Raw genomic sequence first — 15,088 nt, forward strand, 5'->3', positions numbered from 1 at the left:
CGATTTTCAAAATCTGCATCAGACTTATTATAAATGCAATGGATATTAAAAATGAAACGACAGTCAGCTCTCTCCAGTATTTATTTCTGATAAGTTCTGGTACTTCATATAGTATGATGCATATAAACACTGCAATCAATAAAAAGATCATTTAGATTTTTCACCTTCCCTTTTTGGTAATCTGCGTATTGCAATTACTATTATTGTTATAAGAGGAATTATGAATTCGCTTATGGATGCATTGAATGGCCACACAAATTGTCCAGAATACATCTGTTCCATATCCGATGGATATAAATTAGAAGCTATAACTATAGATATAGCACCAATTGGAACAACAAGTGGTTTGTAAGAGTGCAATTTAAGTGTCTGAGCCATACCCAGTACTGTTACATAGTAAAAAATTGTAACCTTCATAAAGACTGTAATCAACATTGTTATGGCAACAAGTATGTCAAGTCTGGTCAAAATATTTCCTATATCTATTTGACGTGATACGGCAAAAGAAGCAGATGCAGCAATAAGCATTCTTGATCCCAATACAGTTGCATCGCGTAGAACAACAATCAAAAGCTGGATGGCACTTAGGCTCAAGCCAATCAGTACAGGCTTTCTCACCTGCCGTTTATTTGAAGTATACGGCAGGATAAAAAGAAAGGCTACAATATCACAGAAAGGAATAACTAGTATAATATGAACACTTTGAATAAATTTCAATGGTTCTACTTCTAAAATTGGTAACAAATTAGAAGGCTTCATGTCAGGGATTAATAAAATGGTAACTGCCAAAATCGTTATCGTTACAATTGTAATAAAGATAAAACTACATCGAGCAATAACTTCAATGCCATTCCTTACAGCCATGCCACATACAAAAACAAACATGATTAAAAATGCTACACGTGGTGTTTCAGGCATAATATAAGTAATCCAAAAACTATTAAAAAAATACATATAGTGAACCATATACTGAAAAAAGAACCATATATAACTTGCAGAAATCAACTTTCCAAAATAAGGTCTAAAAACAATATCATTTATCTCGACTAGATTTTTTCCTGGAAATTTTAATCCGATTGCCAAATAAAGCAATGTAAAGATAATTGCTATAACGTAACCTACCAAGACTGCGATCCATGTATCATACTTAGTAATTGAATATACAAAATTGATTGTCAAAATCATGCTCTGCAAGAAGCTTAATACTAATAACATTAATTGTGTATTTGATATCTCACCATTTTCAAGCTTCATAAATCACTTTTTCTCCTTTTCTGGAACAGTTGGTTTTGATATTCTGCCCATAAGTCGAAGTTTTGCCTCAACATATACTTCTACTTGTATATCCTTAAATACTTCATCCCAGTCATCTTCTAGTTTTTTCCACTGTTCTGGGTATTTCTTATGTATAGCATCACCAAAACCAAAAACATCTGAATCAAGCTCCTGTGCTTTTCTCACAGCTGCCATTACCTCTCTTCTGATTACTTCAGCTTTCTTTTCTTCCAGTAACGCAACCTCTCTAAGCTCTGCTAGATTCTCCGGACCAGTTTGTTCACCTATATTTCCTTCTTCATTTATATTAACCTTTATTGATATTTTGTTATTATTTAATTCAGGCATTATTTTGCTACTTGCACGCATTATCTCAAGACTGACTTTGTCATTATTGGAATCTTCTACATCTATAATGCCACTTTTTACGTTTCCCAGTACCCACAGAAGACCCCTGCCTTCAATCTTATCCATACTGCCTACCAGCTTATCACCTTTAAACACTGCAGTCCCAGATATCATAGCAACTTTTTTATCACCATCTTTTACAATTTTGATAAAAGGTATAGTTGATGCCGTAGTTTTACTCATAAGCCCAATTACTAAATCTTTGAGCTTTACTGCTCTTATTTGTGATGTAGCGGCTGCATGACCTTCAATCAAATTGGAAATATTATTAGCTGGCACTTTCTCAAGTTCAGATTTTACGTCCAGAATCTCCTTTGCCGTCCCCTGCGAAATTAGAACCCATACATTCATACGAGGTTCAGGATCACGTATAAAGAAGTCTATATATTTTTGGATTCCCTCTTCAGCTGTTGACTTGCCAAAGATTAGAAGTTGATTATGGGGAAAGAACAGTTTGCGGCTAGATTTATTTGTCATATTCCTTAGAGTACTAAAAACAGTATCTCCGGTACCAATTATATTCCAAAAGGCCTCAGTACCACTTCCGCCTTCCCCACTTTGTGTTTTTATTTCTCCAGGTTTTACAACTTGTGCAGTAATCTGAACTTTACCGGATTCCATCAGTTTATCTATACCTACTCCCAGTACAACTGCTAAAGTATCCAGTTCATGTCGGCTCCAACAACCGGTGAGAGTTACAATTAATAGTATACAGATTACTGTGTTCAATAATATACTAATACGACTTTTCATGAATAAACCTCGTTAATAAAATTTTTATATTTCTAGGATTTGTCTTTGCTCTCCTGTGGAGGATTTGGGTTTAATCTGAAATTTTGCCTCTCTGAATCGTGCCAGGCAATATCTCTAGGTCTTTTAAGCATTGTCCAGATAGGTGCTCTAACAAACGTATCTTTTAAGTCACTCGTACTAAGGGGAGCTAAAGGTGACAAATATGGTGTTCCGAAGGATCTCAGGGAAGCCATATGAATAAATATTGCAAAAAGCCCCATTGCGATGCCATACCCACCCATAACAGCAGCAAGAAGAAGAAGTACAAAACGTATAATAGCTCCTGAATCTGTTTGTGCTGGAACTACAAAGCTGGACACAGCTGTAAGAGCTACTACGATGACCATTGGTGCTCCTACAAGGCCTGCTGATACTGCAGATTCTCCGATAACAAGTGCTCCTACAATACTGACTGCCTGACCTATGGGACGTGGAAGCCGAACTCCAGCTTCCCTAAGAATTTCAAATGCAGTCATCATTATACCCGCTTCCATAACAGCCGGAAATGGAATACCTTCATGTGTTGCCATCATAGTGAGCAGTAAAGGGGTAGGAATCAATTCCTGGCGAAAGGTTGTTAAGGCTACATATAGAGCAGGTGCTAGTATACTGATTGAATATGACAGAAATCTCAACATTCTTATTATACTTGCAAAAAAAGGACGAGAATAGTAATCCTCTGCGCTTTGAAAGCTTTCAATAAAAACCATTGGAACTGTAAGCACCATGGGTGTTCCATCAACCAATATGGCTACACGCCCTTCCAATAATTTTGCAGCAACCTTGTCGGGTTTCTCACTATTTGCAATAGTAGAAAAAATGGAGAAAGGAGCATCTTCAATAAATTGTTCAATATAACCTGACTCAAGAATTGCATCTGTATTGATCGTCTTCAATCGCCGCCTGATTTCCTCTATAATTTTTGGATTAGCCAAATCCTTTATATACGCTATGTAGATATCTGTTTTCGTACGAACACCTAATTCTACAGATTCAAACATAAAGTTTGTATTTTTTATCTTACGCCTTAATAAAGCTGTGTTTATACTTAAGGTTTCAGAGAAACCCTCCCGTGGCCCCCTTACAACAGGTTCTGTTTTGGGCTCTTCTATACTACGGGTTTTCCAGCCCCGTAAGCTAATAATTAAAGCTTCTTTTGAACCATCTAGCAAAAGAATAGTATCTCCTGATAAAAAGCTGTCTACTGCATTATTTATAGAGGATGTTTCTTCAATATCTCCTACAGAAAGCAGGCTTGCTTTTATATAATGAATATTATTTATTTCAACAGCAGCTTCCTCATATATGTAATGAATGTTGAACATCAGCGGTTTCATTATGTTTTCATTTACTAAGGATTTATCAATCAAACCGTCTATAAAGATTAGAGCAGCTTGAATCCTTTTTTTAGAGCCAAAGGTAAATTTACGTATAATAATATCGCTGCTGTTGCCTATTATGCCTTTTAAGGTATCCAGGTTTTTTTCAAGATCTTGTGAAAATTCTAATTGAACTTTTTGTTCATGGATAGTTTCTTCTTTTTGGCAGTGATTCCGTATTTGTTGAAATCGCATTTTTTTAAATATATAGCTAAACATAATTACTCCTCTGAATTGGTGAGTTATTAATTAGGTAATCCTCTTAATTGTTAATTGTGGTAAAAAACTGTGTTACTTACTGTTGTTCCTTAAACTATGGACTTAGTATATAACTTTACTATCTTTGGCACACTAATATTTTCCAATTATTCTATATTAATTATTTGCAAATAGTTTGTATGTTATACATTGTGATTTTAAATACTTTAATTTATCAATACGATATTTTCAATTTTATAAGAAAGAGTTTTGATTTTATTTATTTAATTATACAGGGAAGCAGATAAAAATATAATTTAAAACTGTAACTTATCTGTAACGCATTCTATTTTTAAAACCAGTATAATTTTATATATAGCTTACAAAAATAATAAATATATTAGAAGAATGGAGTGTAGGGTGATGATAAGATTTAAGAAATTTATAAGTGCACTAATTATTTCTGCAACAGTTGTTTTAGTAGGGTGTGGAACTGTAGAGAATAATATTAGTCTACTACAAAGTCCATTACTTACAAATAAGGAGCATGAGGAGTTAAAGGAAGTATTAGATAAGCTTTTACCAGTTAATGTAGAGTACGTAACTCCTAAGAAAGTCCAAGAAAAACAGTCTATATTTATAGATGATATAAATAATGATGGAAGAATTGATAAAAAAGTTTTATTCCAGGTAAAATGGATAAATAAAGAGTCTTTTGATGTTCCTAAGATAAAGCTAAGAGAAACTAAGGACACTGTATTTTATACGGATATTAAAGAGAAAACAGTTTTTTCACCTACAAATTTTTACTTGTTTCAAGATGAGTTTTAGGTTTTCACTAAAGGAGGTAACTCTTCAGCTTCAAAAGAAGGCGGAAAGAAAAGAAATCCAAATTATAGTTGAAACAGTCCCTGTAACTATTACAGCAGATGGGGATAAATTAAAGCAAGTTATACTTAATATACTAGATAATGCTATTAAATTTTCAGATAAGAATAGTCAAGTCTATGTTGTACAGTCAATTAATAAGGATAATGTAGCTATTGAAATTATGGATAAAGGCATGGGGATTGAAGAAGAAAATTTAAAGGATGTATTAAAATCCTTTTATAAAATTAATCCTAAATCTGTTGGAGCAGGACTTGGACTTGCCATTATCCTAAGTATTGTTGAAATGTATGGAGGGACACTTCAAATTAATAGTGAGTACGGTAAAGGAACCTCTGTACATATTGAACTGCCATTAGAGTGCAGAAAAGAATAGTAAAATAATAAAAAATGTACACCCTTCTTGTGTTTAGGAGGGTGTATATTTTTGGGGAATTTTAGTTGTACATCTGATTATCATCTCTTTGTCGAAAAATAGGTTGACCTTATTTTAAGTATAGGGAAGAAATGGGCTAGTACAATGATATATTTATAGGTGACACAGGTGTCACTAATTTGCATAATATTTATTAGAGTACTATAATAAATATATTGACAACACTTAAAAATGTGTTTAATAAAGAATAAAGGAGGAAAAAATGAAGTTATTGGTTTTTATATTAAATAAAGAAGAAAAGTTGGACGAGATTTTAACTGAGTTTGCACACGGTAATATTAGTGGTGCAACGATTATAGACAGTATGGGTATGGCGAGACTATTAAATAATGAACATGATGAAGATGAAATTCCTTTTCTAGGATCCCTTAGAATGTTTTTACACCCGGAGAGAGAACATAGTAAAATGATCCTCACTGTTATTCAAGACGAGCAACTTTCGAAAGCTATTAATATTATTGAGTCAGTTGTTGGTGATCTTTCAGAGAAGGATAATGGTATTGCATTTAGTATACCAATAGATTTTGCGAAAGGAATTAGATAAAATGGAAAATACAATACTTATTGAAGTTTCTATAATGCTATTTTTAGGAATAATTTGTGGCAGACTTGCTAAATTTGCTAAACTTCCTAATGTGACAGGCTATCTTGTTGCTGGACTTTTATTAGGACCATCATTTTTAAACTTTCTTACTGCTAGGACAGTCACCGCTTTTTCTGTTATATCAGACATCGCCTTAGGTTTTATTGCGTTTTCAATTGGAAGTGAATTTAATCTGAAATATTTCAAAAAAGTTGGAATTTCACCCATTATAATAGCTATAGCTGAGTCCTTTGGGGCGATTATAATAGTAACTGTAGCTTTAATTATTTTTGGGTTTGATATAAAGCTTTCAATACTTTTAGGTGCAATAGCAGCAGCTACTGCTCCAGCTCAAACAATAATGGTAATAAATCAATATAAAGCTAAAGGACCACTAACATCAATGCTTATGGCTGTTGTTGCAATTGATGATGCTGTTGCTCTTATAGGATTCGGATTCGCAGCTACTATAGTAAAAATGATGTCATCAACTCTTAATGCTAATATCTTTATATCAGTATTAACTCCTATATATGAGGTAGTTATATCCTTTATTATAGGTGGTATTGCAAGTATTCTTATGAAGTTAATATTTAAACATTTCAAAAAAGCATCAAATAGACTTTGTATAGTTATTGCATTTATATTGGCAACTTATTGGTTGGCTGAAATACTTCATGGTTCACCATTGTTAACTTGTATGGCACTTGGGGGCGTATTTGTTAATATCTATGAAGATATTGAGAGCGTCATTAAAGTTACTGAAGCCTTTTCCCCTCCGATTTTCATGGTGTTTTTCGTTATTTCAGGAGCAGGTTTTCAAGTATCTGCCCTTAGTGGAATTGGAGTGATTGGACTTCTATATGTTAGCATGCGTATTATTGGAAAAATGGCTGGTGCTTGGCTTGGTGGAAAAGTTACTAAACAAGATGAAAAAATATGTAAGTACTTGGGAGCTACACTTATGCCTCAGGCTGGAGTTGCACTAGGATTAATTGTAGTTGCTGGAAATATTGTACCCGAATATGCAGCGCAAATTCGTACAATTATATTATGTTCTACATTTATATACTCAGTAATAGGACCTGTTGCTGCTAAGTTTGCCTTAGAAAAATCTGGTGAGATCATAATTCCAGACAAAGTAAATCTAAAATTAAAGTTACATGGTGTTGATAAGAGCCTGTAATTAAAAAATATATAATATAAATATAAATTAAAAGTTACTACAAGGATGTATCCCTGTAGTAACTTTTAATTTATTAATGATTATGCTCTTCAGCAGCTTCAGCAATTTCCTTAGTTTCATGAACTGTACCGTGCGGATGCTGAGGTGGTGCATAGATAGAGTATAACTTAATCGGTACATCACCAGTATTAATTAGATTATGCCATTTGCCAGCAGGTATAACGAATGCAAAATCATCGTATACTTCTTCTTCAAAGTCCAGCATATCTTCTCTATCTCCCATTTTTACAAGTCCTTGACCCTCTTCAATACGTATAAATTGATCAAGATGAGGATGAACTTCTAAACCGATGTCTCCTCCAACTCTAATGCTCATCAAGGTAACTTGTAAATGGCTTCCTGTCCATAAAGCAGTACGATAAGCAGTATTTTGTTTAGTGGCTTCATCTATATTAATTACAAATGGCTCAGGTCCATAATCTTTTGATTCCATTGGAATATCATCATTGGATGAACGTGAAAAATCAAAGTCTGAGTCATAATCTATTTCATCATTATAAGAAATGTAGTTATCAGCATATTCCATGGAAAAGTCTAAATCATATACTGGAGTGTCAAAGTAATAAGGGTATGGATACGTTCTATACAAATCATACATATTACCTAAGTTATACATTGGTATGTTAGCATAATATGGACATGGATAGTTGTTTTTAAAATTATACATATTATTCATTCCTTTCAGAAGACTACGATATTAACATATGTTTTATCTTTAAAAAATGTGATTACATTGATGCTATTATAAATAAGTAAGTATAAATAATATAAAGCACAGTTGTATATATAAACTAATATAATTGAATTATTATGAATTATTTGGTATTATATGAATATTAATGAAGGTGGTATAGAGTTATATAAGAAAAATTAAAATTAGGATTACTAGTTAAAAAAAATGTCCAAGCAGTTACATTATATGAGGAGGTACTTAAATGGAAAACCTAATGTTTTGCTATCAGTGTGAACAAACGGCAGGGGGAAAAGGATGTACAAAAGGTGGAGTTTGCGGAAAGACACCGGAAATTGCAAACCTGCAAGATTTATTGTTATATCAGTTAAAAGGAATCTCTTGCTATGCAAAGGCTATAATTGAACAGGGAAAAGTTATTGATAAAAAGGTAGTAGGGTTTGTAGAAAATGGTCTTTTCACAACATTAACAAACGTAAACTTTAATCCAGAGGTTCATATAAGATTACTAAAAGAATCACAAGTGATAAAAGAAGCTATAAGGGTGCAAGCTCCTGAAGGAAAATATCCAGATGCTGCTACATATAATTTAAGTGATACTAAAGAAGAAATATTAGAGGATTCACCAAAAGCAGGCATTATGTATAATGAGAATCTTAATGAGGATATCAGATCTTTAAGATCAACTATATTATATGGATTAAAAGGGGTAAGTGCTTATGGTCATCAAGCGAGAATTCTTGGATATAATGATGATAAAGTAGATCAATTTTATTTCTTAGGATTAGAAGCTACTACAAATGATGCTTTAACACTTGAAGAGATGATAAATATGACTATGAGAGTTGGGGAAATGAGTGTAGTAATAATGAAAGTTTTAAATGAAGCTAACACTACTAAATATAAAAATCCTTCTCCTCAAAAAGTAAATATTAATATTAAAAAAGGTCCGTTTATCATAGTATCAGGACATGATTTAAGGGATTTAGAAATGCTTCTAGACCAAACAGAAGGTAAAGGAATTAATATTTATACTCATGGTGAAATGCTTCCATCTCATGGATATCCTGAGCTTAAAAAATATAAGCATTTAGTAGGTAATTTTGGATCTGCTTGGCAAAATCAGCAAAAGGAATTCGATGGAATCCCAGGATGTATGTTAATGACTACTAACTGTTTAATGAGACCAAGAGAAACATATAAAGATAGAATATTTACAACAAGTGTTGTAGGCTGGGATGGAGTAAAATATATTGGAGCAGCTGAAGATGGAACTAAGGATTTTAGTGAAATAATAGATAAGACACTTGAATTAGGTGGTTTCGAAGAAAGTGAAGAAGAAAAAGAAATACTAGTAGGCTTTGGACATCATGCAACCTTATCACATGCTGAGGCTATAGTTAATGCTGTTAAGGAAGGAACACTAAGACACTTCTTCTTAATAGGTGGTTGTGATGGAGCTAAACCAGGAAGAAGCTATTATACTGAATTTGCTAAAATGATTCCAGCGGATTGTGTGATTCTTACTTTGGCCTGTGGCAAGTATAGATTCAATAAACTAGACTTTGGAACAGTGGCAGGATTACCAAGGTTATTAGATGTAGGACAGTGTAATGATGCTTACTCAGCAGTTAAGATAGCAATAGCTCTTGCAGATGCATTTGAAACAAATGTTAATTCTCTTCCGCTGACTATTGTACTTTCATGGTATGAACAAAAAGCTGTAGCAGATTTATTAGCATTGTTATCACTTGGAATAAAAGGAATGTATCTAGGACCAAGTTTACCAGCCTTCTTATCTCCAAATGTATTACAATATTTAATAGATACCTTTGATATAAAGTTAATTACCACTCCAGAAGTTGATTTAAAAAATTCACTTAATAAGGCAAATTAAAATAAAGTAATACTAAAACTTTCTGTACAGTTAGTATTATTATAAAATAGTAGATAAATATATAGAGTATACCCCCTTAATTTAGGGGGTATAATTTTATTGGTAATTACTTATTAGATTAGTATGTATTAAACAGGAGGAAAAAAGTATGTCTACAAGGTTTAAAGCGCCCTTTGAATATAGCACAAAAGAAGAATTTCCAATTAAATTAGCTGATTGGATTGGTCAGGTTTTTTACGATATCCTTCCAGAACATGGGTATGAGATACGTGAGGAACAAATATTTACTGCTTTTCGACTTGCAGATGCAGTTTGTAATAAAAAAGTTCATTTAGCAGAAGCTGGTCTTGGTACAGGTAAGACTTTCGCATATTTACTTACAGCAATTGCCTATGCTCGATTCAGTGGCAAACCTGTAGTGATTGCATGTGCTTCAACAGCACTCCAAGAACAACTAGCAGGGCCAAATGGAGATATTCAAAAGCTTTCTAAGCTACTTGGGTTAGAGATAGATGCCAGAATGGCAAAGGACCCACGTCAGTATGTCTGCGATGAGAGAGTTAATGGATTAAGAAGTTTATTTGGAGACAAGATATCCTCCAGTGAGATCAATGAATGGTTAGAAAAAACTAAACACGGTGAACGCTCAGAAATGCCACTTATACCCGACTCTATGTGGAGACAGATTTCATGGGATGAATCTATGAACTGTGATACATGTTCAAGTAGTGGATTTTGCAAACTTGTTAAGGCAAGAGAACATTACAGGCCTGCTAGGGACTTAATTATTGCTGATCATGGAATCTTTTTTGAGGATTTATGGACACGAGAAGAACGAATTTCTGATGGTAGGTTACCTATTATTCCGAATTACTCATTAGTGATTTTTGATGAGGGGCATAAAGTTATGCTACCAGCAGCTATGAGAGCAGGAAAATATATTAATAAAGAAGATATAGATAACATTATTTTTTCTTTTGAACAAGTGCAAGGGGCGAGAGCTTCTATCATTTCAATTATAATGGCTTTGGAAGAAACTTCCTCTGATTTTTTTGGAACACTCAATCAATGTACTATTAATGATGAAGAATCAGATCGCTTAGCAATCTGTATAGATGATAAGTTATTTAAAGTAGCTAGTACTTTAAATAAAGTTTTAGACCGTCTACTTTTAGAGATACAAATAGAGCAAGAACTATACATAGAATCAGTACCGGTAAGTATGCTAAAAATATTTGAAATTCAAATAGAAAGAACAATGTCAGCACTAGATAGATTTATTAGGAATAAAAGTAAAGATGTTATAGCTTGGGTAGAACAAGCTAATAGCACCTTTTGGGTAGTTCCACGTAATTTAAGTAAAATGCTAGATACACATTTATTTAATAATAAGTTACCGGTGGTATTTACTTCTGCAACCTTAAGTAATGAAGGAGACTTTAGTTATTTTACTAGAACTCTTGGATTAAAGAATCCGTCTCATTCTACGGTTGAAAGTCCTTTTGATATTGATGAACAAGTTGTCGTTTATTTATCTAACTGTAAACAAAAGAATACTCAAGAGGATAAATTTTTATCTAAGATTAAAGAATTAGTCTCTTTATTAGAGCAAAATAAAGGAAGGGCTTTAGTTCTAGCTAATTCATTAGAAGAAGTTAGAAGAATTAGAGAGAGAATTAAGGACTATGTTCTACCTTTTGAGGTTCTATGGGAAGATAGAGGAGAGAGAGGATACCTTATTCGAAGATTTCGAGAGGAAGTGTCATCTGTATTAATTGGTGCTAGCTTTTGGGAAGGGATTGATGTACCAGGGGAATCACTATCACTGCTTGTAGTATGGCAACTTCCTTTCCCATCTGTAGATCCTTTAATTGAAGTACAACGTAAAGAGGCAAAGGAAGAGGGATTAGACCCAGTAACTACAGTAGATTACCAAGAGATGGGACTGAAATTAAAACAAGGATGTGGTAGATTAATTAGGACAGAAGATGACAAAGGTTCAATAGTTATTATGGAGCCTGTAATAGAAACTCCTTGGGAAAAAGTTGTTATGGGTGCTATACCATTTGGAGCTAAAATTAAAGAAGTAGAAAAGATACTGTGATATATACAAGTATGTTTAATAAATTAAATAAATTAGTTTAAATAAAGAAGACTTTAGAAAGTTAATAAATATTCTAAAGTCTTTCTTATTTTGTTTTTCTAAATTTTAATGGAGTTTTTCCATAAGTCTTTTTAAACATTTTAGAAAAGTTTGTAGAGTAAATATAGCCTAGTTTGCAAGATATATCTTTAATACTTAAATCAGTTGTTGATAAAAGATTTGCAGCAACGTTCATTCTAATATGATTTGTATATTCACCAATAGACATATGATAATGTTTTGAAAATCCTGCCTTCAACTTTTGTTCATTTAAGAATACCATTTTACTTAAAGTTTTAATATTAGGAGGATTGCTATAGTTTTTTTCTAAAATATCATGAGCCTTTTGAATAGCATGGATATCAGAAGAAGTTAATTTTATTATTCTGTTATTGCCAATATTTATATTTCCATAGTTAATTTGATTAGTAAAAGCATTTTCCGAAGACTCAGTAACTTCGTTTATTAAAATAGCTATGCACTCTAAAATCTTACTTTCGAGATAGATTCTATTTAAGGAATTTTCATAAGTTAGGCTTTGCAACTGATGAATGATTTCTATAACTTTTAGAGGTAGATAGGTATAAGTATAATTTTTAATTAAGGAATCAAAATCTAGTATATTTGGAAAATTAGGTTTTATTATCTCAGTAAAATAGTTTTCAAATATAGTTATTTCAGTTCCATGGAAGTGTTGACCTTTTTTCCAGTTTTGCTTGCCTTTTAAATCTTTTTCAATAGTAAAGAAAGAAGAGGGAGTAAAAGATGATATGGGATTATTTTCAATTTCAAAAGCAGTAATACCTTTATAAACTATACCAAAACGCATTAAAAATTCAGGATTATCAAAAGATATAGAAAAATCCTCAGGTATGGTATAGTCTGCTATACCTAAATTATAATAGCCAGCTCTTGAGTAGCTAATTAAATGACCAAGATCAGGTCTAAGTTTATTTGTATATAAAGTATAGTTTTTATCTTCAATTTTACTAAAAGATAATTTATTTAAAAATATAGATTTAAATTCTTCACTAGATTTTACTATCATAAGACACCTCCTAGCATGAGCAAAATTATATTAAATAACCCTTAATTATTCAAGAAAATGTTGAATAAAGATGCAAAAATAATTAAATTAGGTGCAAGCATTGAAATGATAATGATAATCATATACAATAAGTCTTGTTAAGAATATAAACAATTTAAATTTTGAAAGGAAGATATAAAATGAAAAGAAATTCAATACTAAAAACAGTATTAGCTACTTGTATGTCTTTAATGCTTTTTGTTGGTTGTTCAAATACTTCAACTGTAAAAGAAGAAAGTAAAACTATTACAGTAACTGATGTTAGAGGAGAAATTAAAATTCCAGAAAAACCTGAGAGAATAGTTGATTTAAGTGGTAATAGTGATATTTTATCAATTCTAGGATATAAGGTAATAGGAACTGCTAATAGTGACGCTTATGATTATACAAAGTTCCCTACGTATTTAGAAGAGACATTAAAAGGTGCAAAAATATTAGGATATAGCATGCAAGATACAATGGATGTTGAAGCTATAATGAATTTAAATCCGGACTTAATCGTAATATCAACAGTGCAAGAAAAAATGTATGATCAATTAAGTAAAATAGCTCCAACAGTAATGATTAAATTAGAAGCTCTAAATTGGAAAGAAGATGTTAAGGCTTTAGCTAAAGTATTTAATAAAGAAGAAGCTGCAAATGCTTGGTTAGAAAACTATACTAAAAAATCACAAGAAGTAGGAAATAAAATTAAAGAAACTTATGGAAAAGACACAAGCTACTTATCTTTCTTAGCTAGTGGTGGTCAATTCTACGTATTTGATGAAGCTGGATTTGGTAGCGTTTTATATGAAGATATGGGATTAAGTAAGCCAAAAGGCATGCCAGCACAAAGTGATATAAGTTTGCCAGTTGTAAATTATGAGGGACTTGCTTCAATAAAATCTGATTATATATTTGTTATTGCAACAGATGAAGACTTAAAGGTACTTGAAGGAAATGCAATATGGAAGGGTCTACCAGCAGTGAAAGCAGGTAAGGTTATTAATCTAAAAGCATCACCTTATTTTGTACAAGGATACAGTTCAATAGGTAGACAAGTGCTTTTGGATGAAGTAATGGAGATGTTAAATGGAACAAAATAATAAAAATACAATAACTTTTATGGTTTGTAGTATTTTGATTCTGATAATTGGGTTATTCCTAGCGGTAAGTCTAGGAGTAACCCATATTGGAATATTAGAAATATGGAATAGCATTTTTAACTATAGTGAAACTCTTGAACTTATGTTAATTAGGGATGTTCGTATTCCTAGAGTTCTCTGTGTATTACTTACAGGTGGGATTTTGGGAGCAACCGGAGCTATGATCCAAGGAGTTACAAGAAATCCAATAGCAGAACCTTCTCTTCTTGGTGTAAGCCAAGGAGCTACTTTAGTTGTAGCCATATTTTATGCTGCTGAAATTACAATAAATACTACAAATGTCATGATAGCCTCATTAATCGGAGCAATATTTAGTGGGATTATAGTTATAGGATTTACAGTTAGAAAAGCAAAAAATAGTTCTATTGCAAAAATACTTTTAGCAGGTACAGCTATGAGTACTTTCTTTATTTCATTAACAACTATAGTAGGGCTTTTATCAAATAGATCTCAATTTATTGCATTCTGGGTTTCTGGAGGTTTTAGAAATGAAACTTGGTCAGATTTTAAATTAGTTGCGGTATTTGGGATTTTAGGTTTAATAATAGCCATGTTACTATCAAAGAAAATAAATATACTAAGTCTTGGTGATGATGTAGCAATTGGCCTTGGAGAAAATCCAGAAAGAATAAGGTTAGTAACTTTTCTTGTTATGATACCAATGTGTGCAGCAGCAGTAGCTGTTGGTAAAAATATAGGCTTTGTTGGACTTATAGTTCCACAAATAGTAAAGAAAATATTTGGAGAAGATTATAGAAAGAATATACCTTTTTCTTTTTTACTGGGAGCAGTGCTTTTAACCTACTCTGATATAGCTGCAAGAATGGTTTATAATCCTTATGAAACTCCAATTGGAATATTTACAGCTTTAATAGGAGTTCCATTCTTTATAGTTATGGCAAGAAAGGAGAGAGACTAGA

13 protein-coding genes are annotated in these 15,088 nt (G+C 32.3%); 8 read left to right on the forward strand and 5 right to left on the reverse strand.

The features are described 5' to 3' along the window. Nucleotides 1-147: 147 nt before the first annotated feature. The 3 genes from ACX0KU_RS07725 to ACX0KU_RS07735 are packed head-to-tail and all read right to left on the reverse strand — an operon-like array spanning nucleotide 148 to nucleotide 4,073. Entirely contained in the window at nucleotides 148-1,254 is a 1,107-nt protein-coding gene (locus ACX0KU_RS07725) for a GerAB/ArcD/ProY family transporter (RefSeq protein ID WP_472992332.1), read from the reverse strand. Nucleotides 1,255-1,257: 3 nt separating this feature from the next. Continuing rightward, nucleotides 1,258-2,436, reverse strand: a complete 1,179-nt coding sequence (locus ACX0KU_RS07730) for a Ger(x)C family spore germination protein (RefSeq protein WP_472992333.1) — start codon at nucleotides 2,434-2,436, stop codon at nucleotides 1,258-1,260. Between the two features lie 32 nt (nucleotides 2,437-2,468). Further along, on the reverse strand, nucleotides 2,469-4,073 hold the full coding sequence (locus tag ACX0KU_RS07735) for a spore germination protein (RefSeq protein ID WP_472992334.1): 1,605 nt from the start codon (nucleotides 4,071-4,073) through the stop codon (nucleotides 2,469-2,471). Between the two features lie 402 nt (nucleotides 4,074-4,475). Between ACX0KU_RS07735 and ACX0KU_RS07740 the strand changes: the two genes are divergently transcribed. From ACX0KU_RS07740 to ACX0KU_RS07755, 4 genes are all read left to right on the forward strand, one after another. After that, on the forward strand, nucleotides 4,476-4,883 hold the full coding sequence (locus ACX0KU_RS07740; protein ID WP_472992335.1) for a hypothetical protein: 408 nt from the start codon (nucleotides 4,476-4,478) through the stop codon (nucleotides 4,881-4,883). After that, a complete protein-coding gene (locus ACX0KU_RS07745; protein ID WP_472992337.1) occupies nucleotides 4,873-5,316 on the forward strand; it encodes a sensor histidine kinase in 444 nt (147 codons plus the stop codon). Before ACX0KU_RS07740 ends, ACX0KU_RS07745 begins: the two co-directional genes overlap by 11 nt. Before the next feature lie 262 nt (nucleotides 5,317-5,578). Then, a complete protein-coding gene (locus tag ACX0KU_RS07750) occupies nucleotides 5,579-5,920 on the forward strand; it encodes a P-II family nitrogen regulator (protein WP_472992338.1) in 342 nt (113 codons plus the stop codon). A gap of 1 nt (nucleotide 5,921) precedes the next feature. Next, nucleotides 5,922-7,145 carry a cation:proton antiporter gene (locus tag ACX0KU_RS07755; RefSeq protein WP_472992339.1) on the forward strand — a complete coding sequence of 408 codons (1,224 nt, stop codon included), beginning with the start codon at nucleotides 5,922-5,924 and terminating at the stop codon, nucleotides 7,143-7,145. 73 nt (nucleotides 7,146-7,218) lie between these two features. Here ACX0KU_RS07755 and ACX0KU_RS07760 read toward each other — a convergent pair whose 3' ends face one another. Then, complete coding sequence (locus ACX0KU_RS07760; protein WP_472992340.1) at nucleotides 7,219-7,872, reverse strand: cupin domain-containing protein; 654 nt, start codon at nucleotides 7,870-7,872, stop codon at nucleotides 7,219-7,221. 268 nt (nucleotides 7,873-8,140) lie between these two features. On the opposite strand from ACX0KU_RS07760, the gene hcp reads away from it, so the two are divergent. Further along, nucleotides 8,141-9,793 carry a hydroxylamine reductase gene (hcp, locus tag ACX0KU_RS07765; RefSeq protein ID WP_472992341.1) on the forward strand — a complete coding sequence of 551 codons (1,653 nt, stop codon included), beginning with the start codon at nucleotides 8,141-8,143 and terminating at the stop codon, nucleotides 9,791-9,793. A gap of 148 nt (nucleotides 9,794-9,941) precedes the next feature. Continuing rightward, nucleotides 9,942-11,897, forward strand: coding sequence for an ATP-dependent DNA helicase (locus ACX0KU_RS07770; protein WP_472992342.1), 1,956 nt, complete (start codon nucleotides 9,942-9,944; stop codon nucleotides 11,895-11,897). 85 nt (nucleotides 11,898-11,982) lie between these two features. Here the strand turns inward: ACX0KU_RS07770 and ACX0KU_RS07775 are convergent, their stop codons facing one another. Beyond that, nucleotides 11,983-12,984, reverse strand: a complete 1,002-nt coding sequence (locus ACX0KU_RS07775) for a helix-turn-helix transcriptional regulator (RefSeq protein WP_472992343.1) — start codon at nucleotides 12,982-12,984, stop codon at nucleotides 11,983-11,985. A gap of 179 nt (nucleotides 12,985-13,163) precedes the next feature. Here ACX0KU_RS07775 and ACX0KU_RS07780 point away from each other — a divergent pair, with 179 nt between their 5' ends. Beyond that, entirely contained in the window at nucleotides 13,164-14,108 is a 945-nt protein-coding gene (locus ACX0KU_RS07780; RefSeq protein ID WP_472992344.1) for an ABC transporter substrate-binding protein, read from the forward strand. Beyond that, on the forward strand, nucleotides 14,095-15,087 hold the full coding sequence (locus ACX0KU_RS07785; protein WP_472992345.1) for a FecCD family ABC transporter permease: 993 nt from the start codon (nucleotides 14,095-14,097) through the stop codon (nucleotides 15,085-15,087). The genes ACX0KU_RS07780 and ACX0KU_RS07785 overlap by 14 nt, the downstream gene beginning before the upstream one ends. Nucleotide 15,088: the final 1 nt, after the last annotated feature.

This window comes from Clostridium sp. X (assembly GCF_055755365.1).

Coding starts and splice junctions, on each gene's coding strand:
- ACX0KU_RS07755 (WP_472992339.1), top strand. CDS start 5,922: ATGGAAAATACAATACTTATTGAAGTTTCTATAATGCTATTTTTAGGA.
- ACX0KU_RS07750 (WP_472992338.1), top strand. CDS start 5,579: ATGAAGTTATTGGTTTTTATATTAAATAAAGAAGAAAAGTTGGACGAG.
- ACX0KU_RS07780 (WP_472992344.1), top strand. CDS start 13,164: ATGAAAAGAAATTCAATACTAAAAACAGTATTAGCTACTTGTATGTCT.
- ACX0KU_RS07725 (WP_472992332.1), bottom strand. CDS start 1,254: ATGAAGCTTGAAAATGGTGAGATATCAAATACACAATTAATGTTATTA.
- ACX0KU_RS07745 (WP_472992337.1), top strand. CDS start 4,873: ATGAGTTTTAGGTTTTCACTAAAGGAGGTAACTCTTCAGCTTCAAAAG.
- ACX0KU_RS07735 (WP_472992334.1), bottom strand. CDS start 4,073: ATGTTTAGCTATATATTTAAAAAAATGCGATTTCAACAAATACGGAAT.
- ACX0KU_RS07740 (WP_472992335.1), top strand. CDS start 4,476: ATGATAAGATTTAAGAAATTTATAAGTGCACTAATTATTTCTGCAACA.
- ACX0KU_RS07730 (WP_472992333.1), bottom strand. CDS start 2,436: ATGAAAAGTCGTATTAGTATATTATTGAACACAGTAATCTGTATACTA.
- ACX0KU_RS07760 (WP_472992340.1), bottom strand. CDS start 7,872: ATGTATAATTTTAAAAACAACTATCCATGTCCATATTATGCTAACATA.
- ACX0KU_RS07775 (WP_472992343.1), bottom strand. CDS start 12,984: ATGATAGTAAAATCTAGTGAAGAATTTAAATCTATATTTTTAAATAAA.
- ACX0KU_RS07785 (WP_472992345.1), top strand. CDS start 14,095: ATGGAACAAAATAATAAAAATACAATAACTTTTATGGTTTGTAGTATT.
- ACX0KU_RS07770 (WP_472992342.1), top strand. CDS start 9,942: ATGTCTACAAGGTTTAAAGCGCCCTTTGAATATAGCACAAAAGAAGAA.
- hcp (WP_472992341.1), top strand. CDS start 8,141: ATGGAAAACCTAATGTTTTGCTATCAGTGTGAACAAACGGCAGGGGGA.